The 13,167-nt window shown below is 52.6% G+C and carries 10 protein-coding genes; 8 read left to right on the forward strand and 2 right to left on the reverse strand.

Going from position 1 to position 13,167, the window contains the following annotated elements; translation table 11 throughout:
* Positions 1 to 357 precede the first annotated feature (357 nt).
* The 6 genes from HKK52_RS03510 (at position 358) to HKK52_RS03535 (ending at position 8,385) form a co-directional block, all read left to right on the forward strand.
* The gene (locus HKK52_RS03510; RefSeq protein WP_169369508.1) at positions 358 to 1,035 is read left to right on the forward strand and encodes a hypothetical protein; all 678 of its coding nucleotides are present in this window, start codon (positions 358 to 360) and stop codon (positions 1,033 to 1,035) included.
* On the forward strand, positions 1,032 to 3,095 hold the full coding sequence (locus HKK52_RS03515) for a hypothetical protein (RefSeq protein ID WP_169369510.1): 2,064 nt from the start codon (positions 1,032 to 1,034) through the stop codon (positions 3,093 to 3,095). Before HKK52_RS03510 ends, HKK52_RS03515 begins: the two co-directional genes overlap by 4 nt.
* A gap of 9 nt (positions 3,096 to 3,104) precedes the next feature.
* Entirely contained in the window at positions 3,105 to 4,061 is a 957-nt protein-coding gene (locus HKK52_RS03520) for an AAA family ATPase (protein ID WP_169369512.1), read from the forward strand.
* Between the two features lie 2,167 nt (positions 4,062 to 6,228).
* Positions 6,229 to 7,425, forward strand: a complete 1,197-nt coding sequence (locus HKK52_RS03525) for an alpha-hydroxy acid oxidase (RefSeq protein WP_169369514.1) — start codon at positions 6,229 to 6,231, stop codon at positions 7,423 to 7,425.
* Between the two features lie 4 nt (positions 7,426 to 7,429).
* Positions 7,430 to 8,053, forward strand: a complete 624-nt coding sequence (locus tag HKK52_RS03530) for an NIPSNAP family protein (RefSeq protein ID WP_169369516.1) — start codon at positions 7,430 to 7,432, stop codon at positions 8,051 to 8,053.
* Between the two features lie 62 nt (positions 8,054 to 8,115).
* Positions 8,116 to 8,385, forward strand: a complete 270-nt coding sequence (locus HKK52_RS03535; RefSeq protein ID WP_202027631.1) for a LysR family transcriptional regulator — start codon at positions 8,116 to 8,118, stop codon at positions 8,383 to 8,385.
* A 593-nt stretch (positions 8,386 to 8,978) separates the two neighbouring features.
* On the opposite strand, the gene HKK52_RS03545 is transcribed toward HKK52_RS03535, so the two are convergent.
* Positions 8,979 to 9,839 carry a type 1 glutamine amidotransferase domain-containing protein gene (locus HKK52_RS03545; RefSeq protein WP_169369518.1) on the reverse strand — a complete coding sequence of 287 codons (861 nt, stop codon included), beginning with the start codon at positions 9,837 to 9,839 and terminating at the stop codon, positions 8,979 to 8,981.
* Positions 9,840 to 9,963: 124 nt separating this feature from the next.
* On the opposite strand from HKK52_RS03545, the gene HKK52_RS03550 reads away from it, so the two are divergent.
* On the forward strand, positions 9,964 to 10,908 hold the full coding sequence (locus tag HKK52_RS03550) for a LysR family transcriptional regulator (protein ID WP_169369520.1): 945 nt from the start codon (positions 9,964 to 9,966) through the stop codon (positions 10,906 to 10,908).
* On the opposite strand, the gene HKK52_RS03555 is transcribed toward HKK52_RS03550, so the two are convergent.
* On the reverse strand, positions 10,893 to 11,993 hold the full coding sequence (locus HKK52_RS03555; RefSeq protein ID WP_169369522.1) for an alkene reductase: 1,101 nt from the start codon (positions 11,991 to 11,993) through the stop codon (positions 10,893 to 10,895). The genes HKK52_RS03550 and HKK52_RS03555 overlap by 16 nt on opposite strands.
* Positions 11,994 to 12,251: 258 nt before the next feature.
* Between HKK52_RS03555 and HKK52_RS03560 the strand changes: the two genes are divergently transcribed.
* A complete protein-coding gene (locus HKK52_RS03560) occupies positions 12,252 to 13,154 on the forward strand; it encodes a LysR family transcriptional regulator (RefSeq protein WP_169369523.1) in 903 nt (300 codons plus the stop codon).
* Positions 13,155 to 13,167: the final 13 nt, after the last annotated feature.

Consider the following 13,167-nt stretch of genomic DNA (forward strand, 5'->3'; position numbering starts at 1 on the left):
TCTGGGACAGAAACGCAAAAAGCCCAGGGGTGGTGCCCTGGGTTTCTATTGAGTCGTCAAGAATTAGTACGCCTGACGCCCTCATATTGCATTTCTAACGCGTAGCTGTCAAGCCAGCTGGTTTCACGTGTTCCCTAAAAAAAAATTGGTCATTTAAGCTCTCCATGGCATTGCACCTAAGGGGCCACTGCCCCGATGGCAGTGTTTGCCTAGAAGCAGCGGCCAGGTTGTGCGCTTAACGGCGAGCAATTGACTAAAGAACAAGATGGCTAACTCCACCGCCAAGGCTGAACTGCCAAGCAGCTTTGTTGAGGTGCCGGTCAAAAGTGGACTAGTCCATCATATTAGGGTGCACATATGAGTTCGTTGAAGTCTAAACTACGCGGTCACTTGATGGCTTCCCATGGGGCCCGTAAAAATACGAGAAATAACATCTGGATAAACTATAGTCATAAAGTTACCAAAGACATCACTCTTGCCAGTAACAATGAATGCTTGTACTGGGTGGCTGCTCTGGAGGCAAATCCTTTCGTGAGGTCGTTCAAGTTCGGGTGTGAGCTTAAGGCAAAATACCCTTGGGAGGAACAGTTTCGTCGCCGTGATTTTATCTTGGTAGAGAAAACCGACAATTCGCTCGAGCTGCACCAACTCGCGACCAACTCTTGCCCTTCCGGGCCAGTCGAAGCATTAATCTTATACGAACAAAAGAATATTGAGCTCGAAACAGTCCAGGTAATAAGCGCGAAAGATGTGCGTATGCTTGTCCCTATGGCTATGTGTTGGTTTCAGCTCCTCACTTTTTTGAATCAGATTAGAAATGAAGTCTTTGCTGCCCAAACAGATATGGTCAATCTGCACATTCGAAGTCGCGTTGCGGGGACGGTAGGTGCATTATTGGATGATCTTGATCATCAGGACCCGATGATTGTGTTGGGCGTGTTTGCCAGGGAGGCGGTTACAGGAACTCTAAACATAGAGTTCAACGACGCGTGCTTTGGGAAGTGCACTCGATGGTCGTTGAGGTCTGGCCAATGAAAATCAGACGCCATCGGAGTCAAATTGAACATTCAGTCAGGGTAACGATGCCTTGGGATGAGGTTTTCGTGGGAGATATGAGCTCCGCAGACAGAGACGTCTTCCAGCGGCGGATATCAGCAATTGACTTGTATATTAACGGCGCTCCGCAAGCGGAAATTTTGTTGAAAACAAAAATCAAGACCAGCGATCTGCATCGCTTGATGAATCGTTGTGTATCAATCGCGGAAGATGGCTTGGTCTGGGGGGCGAGGGCATTAATACCCCACTACCGTATTAAAGAGTATCAGCGAGAAGCTCCGGTCAGACCGAAACTTCCTGAGCAAAAGGGAGGGTATGCAGGAGTGATGGGGGGCATTCTAAGAAGATACCCTGACCTGCAGACCGATCTGGCAAGGAAGATCTTGAAGCTTGGAAAGAATCCGGACCTGCTGGAGTTCAGGCTGAAGCCTCAAACATTACATCGAATATTCCTTGATGAGCTTAAAATTGTCGGTCACCCGAGCACGGAGTGGCCGTTCAATACGAAGTATCAAGGTGGGCGAACGATTTCGGAATTCATGAAGCAAATTTTAGATCTAAATTTTGACAAGCAAGTTGAAATTTATCATGAGCAGGGAGCGAAAGCGCATCTGTCAGTTGGCAATGGAACGGAACCAACCATTCGGGTTAACCAGGTATACGAAGCGTGGGAGGTGGACAGTCACAAAGTTGATGCTGAGTTTTCGATTGGGGTTAGGAACGCCGATGGTCTCATGAGCGATATCAACTTGAAGAGGATCAATATTCTAGCTTTGGTAGATAGGGCTTCGACAGCGGTTGTGTGGTTTTTGGTTGTCTACAGCAGTGAGGTAAGCGCGACAGATGTCGTTCGACTGATCACCGAGAGTCTTAGAGACACGCTGCCAGTCCCTGTTAAAGATTTACTAGGAATGCAAATAAAGGGCGACGCGGGTTTTCCTAGTGAAAAGATTCCCGAGCTGCAGCATGCGCTACCTGGAATCTTGATGCCTGACAATGCGCTTTCAAATCTGGCTGCGCCTGTTTCAATGGATTTAAGACGCCGATTGGGATTTTACCTGAACTACGGACCGCCGGGGCACTTTGAGTGTAGGCCCAATGTCGAGCACACCTTTAAAAATATTGCTGAAGGAATTTTTCAGCGCATGCCAAACACTACCGGTTCAAACCCGATGGTGGGCCGTGCAGGAAGAAGCGCAGAAATTGCTAGGAAGTACCAGATTGAAGCCGAGGTGGTAGAGGAGCTGGCTTATCATCACTTTGCGCAGCATAACGCTTTGCAAAGTGAGGGTATAGGATATTTGACTCCGCTAGAGTTTATCCGGCAGAAGTTAAATCTTTCAGATCAACACTTTATTCCGAGACGACTTTTAAGAAGTCAGGTAAACGGAACATTAAACTATCGCACCGTTCGGAAAGTGAAAGTAAAGTGTTATCCGAAGCGTGGCATTCGGCCATACGTCCAGCTTGACAGAGTGCGCTACAGCAACGCGATTCTCAAAAAATCGCCATGGTTGAAAGATGCGGCTATTTCTGTAGAAATTGACGAGCAAGACTACAGAACGGTCAAGGCGTATTTTCCAGACGGGGCACCCATTGGTGTGCTTACGGCCTCAGGCAAATGGTCACGGACAAAGCATAGCCGAAAAACAAGAGTAGCCATTAATCAACTCCGCTCACTACGAGTTCTTACGATTACAGAGTCCGACGACCCGGTTGAGTACTATTTAAAATATTTACATACCCAAGTTTTACGTGCGAAAGGGGTGGCTTCTAAACATCTTAGCTCGGTGAGTTCGAGATCTGTTGCCACTGAAATAGGTAGGGTAAATCAAGAGGTTTCCGTTGAACGACCAGATTTATTATCGGAATATTTGGGTGAGTTGCCATCCATGGGCGCGGAGGACACTGATAACAAGTGCGAAGGTATGGACTCCAGCGGTCTGGTAGTTCCAGATTTGTCAACAAGTTCGGTTGTTAAGTCCGTTATGCCTACGACTATTCCAGACCTAAAGGGTCTGATGAAAGGTTTTCAATAGGATGATCTCATGAACGTTTTCGATCCGTCTGACCTACCTCAACGCGACAATTTGTTGAATTCGCACCCCATTAGAAAAAAGTCATTTACGACGTTAACACAAACGATTGAACGCGCGTACGGCATGATACGCGAGCAGATATGGCTAGGACGCCCGAGCCTTTACTTCTATTCAACCCCGAGAATGGGAAAATCGCAGTGCGCACTTGCAATTAAGCACCTTGCTAACCAAGAGTTTCCGGATAAATTCGTCGTCCTAGTTTCGTGTGACGTCTCGGAAACTGAGTCGATAGTAGAAAGTATGGCCAAATCCCTGAGTCTCATGCAGAAAAGTCGAGAAAACCTCGCTAAACTCAGGGGGCGATTGACCACGCATATCGCATGCGAGCTTTCATCCTTGCTGGGCAGTCATTTCCTGCTAATTCTCGACGAGATGCAGGCCTTGGACCTTGATGATTACAAGCATTTACAGGTCATCCAAAACGATCTCAAAATCAGTGGCATTGCAACTACAACGATTGGGTTTGCACAGTCGGACATAAACAGCCGACACAGTAGCTTTCGTCTGGCAAAGGAAGACGCCATTTTAGCCCGGTTTCTGAGCCAACGCATTGCTTTTGAAGGCTGTACCGACGAAAAATGGTTAACAGCCCTACTGGAAAATTTTGACAGCAACCTCATTTACCCACCAAACTCAGATTGCTCTTATACCCGTTTTTTTTTACCAAACGCTTTCGCAGATGGTTTCAGGCTAAGTGCCTACGCACCGCTGATATTTAAAATAGCTAAGCAGGCAGTAGGGGGCGTATCGGTTCCTATCCCCATCGAGCATTTGTTTATTACAATCGAGTATCTTCTGATCAGCTCTCGGGTGAATGATACTCTTGGCTTTGAACTCTCCAGTGAAGTCATCGCTAGTGCAATTGCTCAGTCAAACATGGCCGAGTTTTCAAGTATATTTAAGTGAGGAGCAACATGCCAGCGGTCCTTACATTTCATAAAAAAATGGCACCCTATGAGTCATCATGGTTAGTTATGCTTAAAGCGTTGTTGGTCAACGATATTTCGCTAAATGATCTGATGAACTTAGTGTTAAAGACTGATGCGCCCAGGAACGGCTCCAAAATTTACTGGCTGGAAAGCCATCAGTTCAATGTGTCAAAAATTTCACATACGCTATCTATTCCATTGCCAGCGGTTGAGAATTCGTTTATAGACATTCTAATGGGATCTAACCGTCCTATTGGGCCAGCCACCGTACGTCATTGCCGGGTGTGTATCCAGCATCTTTTTCATAGTGCTTTGTTTCAACTTTCATGGGTCACGCATTGCCCTATACATGACGCTCCGCTAGTGGAGTGCAAAAATTGCACCTCGTTCTTGAGAGATAATAGTCTGATCAAAATTAGGAATGCAGAAAGAGGCGGTCGATGCAATCACTTGGCTCCATTCAGGAAGCAGAAGTACCCAATATCATTATTGTCAGATATCGAAATTGATCAATACACAGTATGGGCTCGGTCCGTTGTGGAGTGGTTATCCCGGGCAGCTATGGTAATGCCAGGCGAGTTTGCGCGAGTGGTCTCAGTTCCTTTGAAGCATTGGGACGTAAAGCTCCGATTTGTGTTCTGGCGATATCTCGAATCCCGGGTTGGACTCGCCCCTATATCAATTCCAGAAGTCAACTACGAGGCCGCGCGAGCGGCGTTAGACCTCCCTCATAAAATCCCTGATGATGGAGAGCTAGAGTACAGATCATCTCTGATTTCTGGCATAAAATCCGTCCGCCGTCATATATGTAGACACTTCCTCAGACGGCATCGGTCCTGCATTTCCATCGTTAGAAGTCTAACGCTTAATCAATGCAACGCACTCCTCAGTGACCGACGGTGTAGCTGCTCACTCGCATACTATTGCTGGCTGGTGAGGGTTTTTAACATTTACACCATGCGAGATCTGAGAAATCCGAGGTTAGACCCCTATGCCGAGCATAGACGGTCTTGCCCTGAGCCAAGGGTACGTGACTTACCAGGCTACCTCCTCGAAATTTGGCTTGCTTTTTTTGATATCTGGGCCGGAATTGAAATATACGACGCGGAGTCAAGCGACTCTTTTGAGGCTGCGATACTCATCCGAGCCAATCGTCAATTTGATTTGATCCACCCAAATTTTTCGTTACAGACCCGTCACGTCGATTCAGGACAATTAAAAAATCATTACTTTGTAAAAGCGGATTTCTTGCTCAACCAAAGCCTTGCTAGATGTAAGTGTAGGGGGAACGGAAGCATGATAATGGACTATGTCGTTGCAGACGATGTCGGCATTCCTAATGTGCCGCGAGAAACTCTTTTCGTGCTCCGGTGTCACGCGTGGCATCATGTTAGACAAAGGCGTTATATTTACGTTTAGACAGCCGCGCACGTCTACGGTCTAAGCTAACTCATAGCAATCACCCTGAATTGATGTCCATCCCTTCGTGTTGCTGTTCCGGTTTAGGTGAACTTGATAACCTCGAAAATTACCTGTTTGTTCCAGTAATTCAACGCGAAGATGTATAAGTGTGGGTGGCAGTGTTCGCACTGGAAAACTGCTGCAGATCGAAGCGCAAAGGTAGCGCTCTCTGCGCCCGACTACACCGGGAGCGCCATTCAACTGGCCAGTAGACATTCTCGAGGTCGTTGCCCTCTCGACGGAGTTTTGCGCCTGATGGAGTGCATGAGCGTTATGATTTAGCAACTAGCGGTCATCACAAGCTCTCTTGCCTACCTCGCATTTGGTCGGGAGCCTATTGGTCGAGGTGACCGACCGGGGGTGATATTCACTCGCTCCCCTTAAGGAGCTCTGTTGCTTTACTGCCCAACAATGAACCGGCCTGAAAATAACCCATCACCGTGCCGACACTGCGGTGCAGGAGTGTTCTATGGCTGGTACGACTCAAGCTACCACGGCGTTTGGCCGGTCTCCATGATGTTGGTGCTCTTTGGGGTGCTGACCACGCTGACATTGTTGACTATTCGAGCGCCTTTACCCGCTCAAAGCCCTGCCATCGTGGCAGGACTGAGTCGCTGACCCGTTTATTTTCACTGTTCCCTTTTCCCGGTTGCTCGCCGGGTTTTTTTCTTCGAGGAGTGTGTATGCGTAGCTTCTACCGTGGTCGGGACCTGAATCGCGTTCACAGCATCGCCGAACTTGCGGAGCTGGCTCGCCATCGGTTGCCGCATTTTGCCTGGGAATACTTGTCTGGCGGCTCCGAGGACGAGTTGACCCTGGCCCGTAACCGCGCGTTATTTAGCGAAGTACATTTGCATTCGCGCACGCTGGTTCCGTGTCATCCACCGGTGACCCAGCGTCGCTTGCTGGGGCGTGAACTGGCCGTACCGATGCTGATCGGACCGACCGGCTACAACGGCATGCTGCACCGCGATGCCGATCTTCACCTGGCCCGGGCCGCGACCGCACGCGGGTTGCCGTTTTGCCTCAGTACCGTATCCAACGTCTCGATGGAAGCGATCAAGGCGCAAGTGCCGGACGTTAATCTCTGGTTCCAGCTATACGCCATGCGCGACCCTGAAATACAGGCCAGTCTGCTGTCTCGAGCACATGAGGCTGGCGTCGACACGTTGCTGTTGACCAGTGATGCGATGGTGCTGGGAAATCGTGAGTGGGACCGCCGTAATTTCGTTCGTCCGCGCGAATTGAGTCTGGGCAACAAACTCGATGTGCTGCGCCATCCCCGCTGGCTACGTCAGGTCATGTGGCCGAACGGCTTGCCGTCTATGGGAAACCTGGAACCATACCTGCCGCCCGCTGAGCGCAATGCCCTGGGTTCGATGAAGTTCATTGGAGAGCAGATGGAAACGCTGCTGGACTGGTCCATGCTCGCTCGCCTGCGCGATCAGTGGTCCGGGCGCTTACTACTCAAGGGCGTGCTGCACCCGGCAGATGCCGAAAAAGCCATGACGCTGGGGCTCGATGGATTGGTGGTGAGCAACCACGGCGGTCGCCAGCTTGAGGGGGCGCTCGGGAGTTTGGATGCGCTACGGCTCATCGCGTCTGTGGTTAAAGGCAAGATGGCACTGTTACTCGACAGTGGTATCCGGCGTGGCAGTGACATCGCCAAAGCCTTGGCCCTTGGGGCTGATGCGGTATTGCTGGGTCGCGCCACCCTCTATGGCGTCACCGTGGCCGCAGAGCAGGGTGTCGGTCGCGCGTTGGACCTGCTCCACGAAGAGTTCATCCGTACGCTCAGCCTGATGGGCTGCGCCGATATCGCGGACCTAAGCCCCGACTGGCTGGCAGACATCCACGCTCAATCGATCTGCCGGGGATGACGTCATGGAACTGTACGAACTGATCACCTTCACGCTGCGTGTGCGCACGTCGGCGCAAGCGTTGCCTCGTCTGCAACAAGCCCTTGAGGAGGCGCCGGAGGGGGTTAGCCTGATGGGCTGTTGGCTGTCCGAAATCGGCCAGCAGAACCGTATTGCAGTCCTTCGTGGATTTACCGATACCCAAATCCGCCAGCAGGAACGTGAGCGCTGTCTGCTGGCCAGCGACGCGTTCGGCATCGGCGAGTTCGTGTTGAGTCAACAGATTGACGACTATCGGCTTTTCCCGTTCCTTGAACCTTTACCACCAGGAGCTCATGGGCCGTTCTACGAGCTACGTGAATACGACCTGGTGCCTTCGGGGTTGGCTCCGACGCTTGCTGGCTGGCGCAAGGCGGTGGGGCCGCGCACCGGTGACGGCTATTCATCTGTGTATGCGGCGTTCTACGCCACGAGTGGGAAGCTGCCGCGCTATCTGCATATCTGGCCGTATTCGAGTCTCGAACAACGCTTGCAGGTGCGCACCCGGGCCGTGAGCGATGGTGTGTGGCCGCCTGAAAACTCCGCGCCGCAATTGCTAGAGATGCAGTCTTCGGTTTACTTGCCCGCGACGTTTTCACCTTTGCACTGAGCATCCGCCAAGGATGATTTTCTGCATTAGGTTTCCTTGGATTTACAAAAAGAGGGGCGGTGGTGAGCGACAAATTGGCTGGTATTTCAACCTTCATGATCGCCGCCGAAGCGGGTAGTTTTTCCGCAGCCGGTGAACAGCTTCACTTGATCCGCGCCGCCGTAAGTAATGCCGTGGCAAGGCTTGAGAAACGCCTGGGCGTCAGGCTGTTTCAGCGTACTACTCGCAGCTTTGCCTTGACCGAGGATGGCCAGTTGCTATACGAACATTGCTCACGCGCACTGGCCGAGATAGAGAGCGTGGTCGCTTCGTTCGCCTCGAGGCGGGATTAGCTGTAGCGGGACTGCGGTTAAGGGGCAATGCCTCACGGACATTACCCAGTGTATTTTTTCTGGCGTAGCGAGATGAGCGTCGAAGTGCTGCATACCTTTCCGACATGCGCAAGCGTTGGCCGGCAGTGGACCAATCATTGTCCAGCGGTAATTCCAATCCGATAGAGAAGTTGTTGGGGCCGAGCAAACGTTGAAAATGTGAGTTCATCAGGTCTCCTGCGCCTTGCATGATGCAGGGCGACTCCATGGGTGAATACCGACAGTATCTGCGGCTCCATCCCGGAGAAAAATGCATCAGACAGCACAATAGTCTTGATTAAAATGCACGATTAGAAAGTTTTCCTGTCAGGAGGAGGAAGGGGCAATCGCTGCGAGTCTCGCTTCCCGTTCAAAACTCAAAAAAATGCCGCTAATTGAGCGGCGTTATGTTTGTGCGTGATTTGTGGTAATGACTGCCCGGCCGACTAGTCGTGGTTCGTTCACTTCATTTGTTCCCCTATTTCCCAAGTGGAGGAGCTTCAGGCCTACGCCTATACGTTGCGTAAGCGGCGGCCTGAAGACAGTCCCTGCGGCAATGTACTAGTTTGAATCGATTAGCCTTTCGCTTGGCTCTGGGACTTGAGTCGATCGAGTATCACCTTACCCACATCCAGCGCTGAACCAGGGTTTTGACCGGTCACCAGTTCGCGATCGATGACGATATGGCTGGTCCACGGTGAAGTGTTGCTACTGTATACGCCGCCGGCTTGTTCCAGTGCCGTTTGCGGATAGAACTTCATCGCACCGCCATTCAACAAGCCCTTGGCCAGTTCCTCTTCCTGATTGCTGATGACCGTGAATTTGTATCCTGCATAAGTCCAGCCATGCGTTGGGGCTTTGCCGTCGACTTCGAGTTTCCGAGTGAAGGCTGTTGGGTCGGACAGAGTCGACAGTAGCGCAATCGGGCCATGGCAAACGAGGGCGGTTGTCTTGCCGTTGTTATGGAAGTTGTTCAGCAACTTCCCCAATGCGGCGCTATGCAGCAGATCCTCCATAGGTGCATGGCCACCAGGTACATAGACAGCATCGAAGTGCCCGTAGCCGATCTGTTCGACCCGCGACAGGCTAATGACCGGTGACTCACCCGGCGAGGTGATCTTGAGGTGCTCCAGCAGCGCCTTGTACTCCTGCAGTGCCGCAACGTCATCGTTGAAATACATCTTGTCGGCGGACGATTTGTCCAAAGTCGGCGCCTTGCCTGTAGGCGTCGCAAAGGTCACCGAGTGTCCGGCATCGAGCATCAGTTTTACCGGTTGCATCAATTCGTTCAGGTAAAAGCCGGTTGCAAAGACTTTCTTGTCCTTGAGCTCAAGGTGGTCTGAATCAGACATCACGACTAGGACGTTACTGGCCTGTGCGTTGAAGGCTGAGGTGCAAATGGTCATTGCAAGGGCGAGACGAGTGATAGGGCGCATGGGATTTCCGAGCAATAGAGAGTGAATTCGATCAGCAGGTGTCTGATCCCGATACGACTATATTCATGCCTCCATGGGCGATAAACTTGCGCAAGGGAAAAGCACTTGTTCTTTGGAGGTAAAGGTGAGCCGGCGATTCGATTATCTCGCAGACGTAGAAGTCTTCATCACTGTGGTGGAGAAGGGCTCCCTAAGCGCAGGGGCCGTTCTTCTGGCAACTACCCCGTCAGTGGTCAGCCGTGCGATCTCACGTCTGGAAACACGCCTGGGTGTTCAGTTGTTACGGCGCACGACTCGACGCCTGAGCCTGACCGAGGCGGGACTGCTTTACCTCGAACAGTCCCGCGCGGCGTTCTCGCTGATCGATGATGCAGAGCGGACGATCCAGGGGCAGGAAGGCGCGTTGACTGGCCGTGTACGGCTTAGTGTGCCGACGACTTACGGCCACTACCGGCTGCCGGTATTGCTCTGCCGCTTTACTCGGCAGTACTCGCAGGTGCGCATCGAGTTGAGCATCAGCAATCGAAATGTGGATCTGGTGGCCGAAGGGTATGACCTGGCCATTCGCCTTGGGCCATTACCTGACAGTGGCCTGATTGGACGCAAACTTGAGGATGCGCGTTTGTGCGTGGTCGCCGCGCCGGATTATCTCCGGCGTGCAGGTACGCCGCACAGCGTCGACGAACTGCCAGCGCATGCCTGCCTGCCATTTGTGATGCCCAGCAGCGGTCGGGTCGGCCCCTGGCTGTTCTGTGAGCAGGGTATTGATCGGGAGTGGATACCTGAGGCGAGTGTTCAAGTGTCCGACGACGTACTTGGCACTGTGTCTTTGGCCGAGCACGGTATGGGGATTTGTCAGACCTACGATTTTATTGTTCGGGAGCGGATTCAAAGCGGACGCCTGGTGCCGCTGCTCGAACAGTCGGGTGGACGGTCCCGACCGTTCTCGGTGATTTTCCCGCCTCATCGCCAGCTATCGGCTGCGTCCCGGGCGCTGATCGACTTCCTGATTCGCGGGGTGGCAGATCAAGCCCACACGCCACTCAACGAGCGTCAAGCGATCGGATAGGTCGGGTAGTCGGTATAGCCCTGGGCGCCTCCTCCATAGCTCAATGCCCGGTCCGGTTTCAACAATGGCCAGTCGTTGCGTAGTCGTTCAACCAGGTCGGGGTTCGCGATGAAAGGTTCACCAAATGCTGCGATGTCGATCATCCCATCGCGAAGAAATTGTTCCGCTCGTTCCTTAGTCATGCCTCCTGCGAGCACTAGCGTGCCATGGTAGTGGGTGCGAAATTTTTGCAGGAAATCCCGAGGAATGGGCGAACTGCCCCGCGACAGCTGATCCATGAAATGAACATAGGCCAGACCGCGTCGGGAGAGTTGGTCGGCGACATACAGATAGGTTTCTTCGACATCCTCGTAAAGCCCCATGTCAAACAGGCCGCCAAAGGGTGACAGGCGAATGGCGGTGCGTTGCGCACCGATACGTTCAATGACGCTGTCGACCACTTCCAGCAAGAAGCGTGAACGGTTTTCGAGGGTATCGCTGTGGTATTCGTCTGTGCGGTCATTGACCAACGGGTTGAGGAATTGTTCGATCAGGTAGCCGTTGGCGCCGTGCAGTTCAATGCCATCGAAACCGGCGTCAATAGCATTCGCGGCTGCCTGGGCAAAGTCACGAATCACCGCTTTGACTTCCGGCGTGGTGAGGGCGCGGGGTTGGGAGACGTCGACCGGACCGGGCTCGCCACGCTCGGTCAAACCCCAGGCCTGGGAGTTACGGGCAATCCGCGAGGTCGAGCTGACCGGGTCAATACAGCCTGGCTGAATACTGACATGGGAAACGCGCCCGACATGCCATAGCTGCGTGTAGATAACGCCGCCGGTAGCGTGCACTGCCTGGGTTACTTTGCGCCAGCCGTCGATCTGTGGCGTGGTGTAGATGCCGGGGATGGCCAAAAAGCCTTCGGCCGAGCGCGAAATGGGGGTGCCTTCGGTGATGATCAGTCCGGCGCTGGCGCGCTGGCTGTAATAAAGCGCAGTGAGGTCGTTGGCGACGCCATCCGGGTACCGCGCCCGTGTCATCGGCGCCATGGCGATACGGTTGCGCAACGTAAGAGTGCCGACTTGGATGGGATCAAATAATGAGCTCATGGGGACCTGTCCTTTCTTTATGTTGCTCAAGAAGGTAGGCCTGACATAGCAAACTGATAACCCGATCCGGCCGAACATGATTTGTGAAGCCGTTTCACAGTTTACTCAACCCTGCAGAGCTTGGCTGCGTTGTGCATTCGCTTCCACTGTATATGGAATTGGTTTCACAAGATAAATGAACGTTTTCCACTTATTGCTACGTATCGCCAAGTAGCGCTTGTGATATTTTTTCACTAATCAATGAGTGGGGAGGCGGACGTGGATAACAGAGCAGGCGAGATGCAGGTATTTGTACGGGTCGTCGACGCCGGCAGCTTTTCACAAGCAGCGCGACAGATGCTGATGACACCTTCGACGGTCAGTAAATTGATTGTTCGACTAGAGCTGCGTCTGGGTGTACGTCTGCTCGAGCGTTCGACACGTAAGCTGTCGCTGACCGATGAAGGACGCATCTACTATGAACGCAGTAACGCTTTGCTGGCAGAACTCGACGACGTTGAAAGAGTGTTGGCCCAAGGCGCACAGAAAGCACGCGGAACCGTGCGCATCAATGCCTCGGTTGCGTTTGGCACAATGGCGATCGAACCCAATTTGCCGGCCTTCTGGGAAGCCCACCCGAACATCCAGATCAACCTGTCCTTGAGTGATGATATCGTTGACATGTACCTGGATCGAACAGACGTTGCATTCCGTGTTGGCGTGTTAACTGACTCGACCCTACGTGCGAGGAGTATCGGTATTGCTCGGCGCAAGATGGTGGCTTCACCTGAGTATCTGGAAAAGTACGGAGTCCCCGACACCCTCGAAGACCTCGCCGAGCATAATTGTTTGAGCTTCAACTTTCGGCGCTCTAGTCCAGTGTGGCCCATGCATCAGAGTGGCCGCATCGTTGATCGAATCGTCCAGGGCAACCTGCAAGCCAACAATGGCGAGACCGTTCGACGTATGGCCATCGCCGGGGTGGGGATTGCCCGATTGGCGGACTTTCACATCGATGAGGATCTCGCCGCTGGCCGGTTGGTCGAGGTACTCGCGCAAACAGGCCATGACAGCGAGGAAGTCAATGTGCTGTATCAGGGTGGACAGCATGTGCCCCAGCGTATCCGAACGTTCCTCGACTTTATGGTGCCGCGTCTGCAAGCGTTCATGAATAGGGGGTGAACCGCGTGCCGTC

This window comes from Pseudomonas sp. ADAK2 (genome assembly GCF_012935755.1).
Classification (GTDB): domain Bacteria; phylum Pseudomonadota; class Gammaproteobacteria; order Pseudomonadales; family Pseudomonadaceae; genus Aquipseudomonas.

Bases quoted from the DNA above. Each gene is read 5' to 3' on its own strand.
- HKK52_RS03530 (WP_169369516.1), top strand. From the start codon at position 7,430: ATGGAACTGTACGAACTGATCACCTTCACGCTGCGTGTGCGCACGTCG.
- HKK52_RS03525 (WP_169369514.1), top strand. From the start codon at position 6,229: ATGCGTAGCTTCTACCGTGGTCGGGACCTGAATCGCGTTCACAGCATC.
- HKK52_RS03520 (WP_169369512.1), top strand. From the start codon at position 3,105: ATGAACGTTTTCGATCCGTCTGACCTACCTCAACGCGACAATTTGTTG.
- HKK52_RS03555 (WP_169369522.1), bottom strand. From the start codon at position 11,993: ATGAGCTCATTATTTGATCCCATCCAAGTCGGCACTCTTACGTTGCGC.
- HKK52_RS03510 (WP_169369508.1), top strand. From the start codon at position 358: ATGAGTTCGTTGAAGTCTAAACTACGCGGTCACTTGATGGCTTCCCAT.
- HKK52_RS03515 (WP_169369510.1), top strand. From the start codon at position 1,032: ATGAAAATCAGACGCCATCGGAGTCAAATTGAACATTCAGTCAGGGTA.
- HKK52_RS03545 (WP_169369518.1), bottom strand. From the start codon at position 9,839: ATGCGCCCTATCACTCGTCTCGCCCTTGCAATGACCATTTGCACCTCA.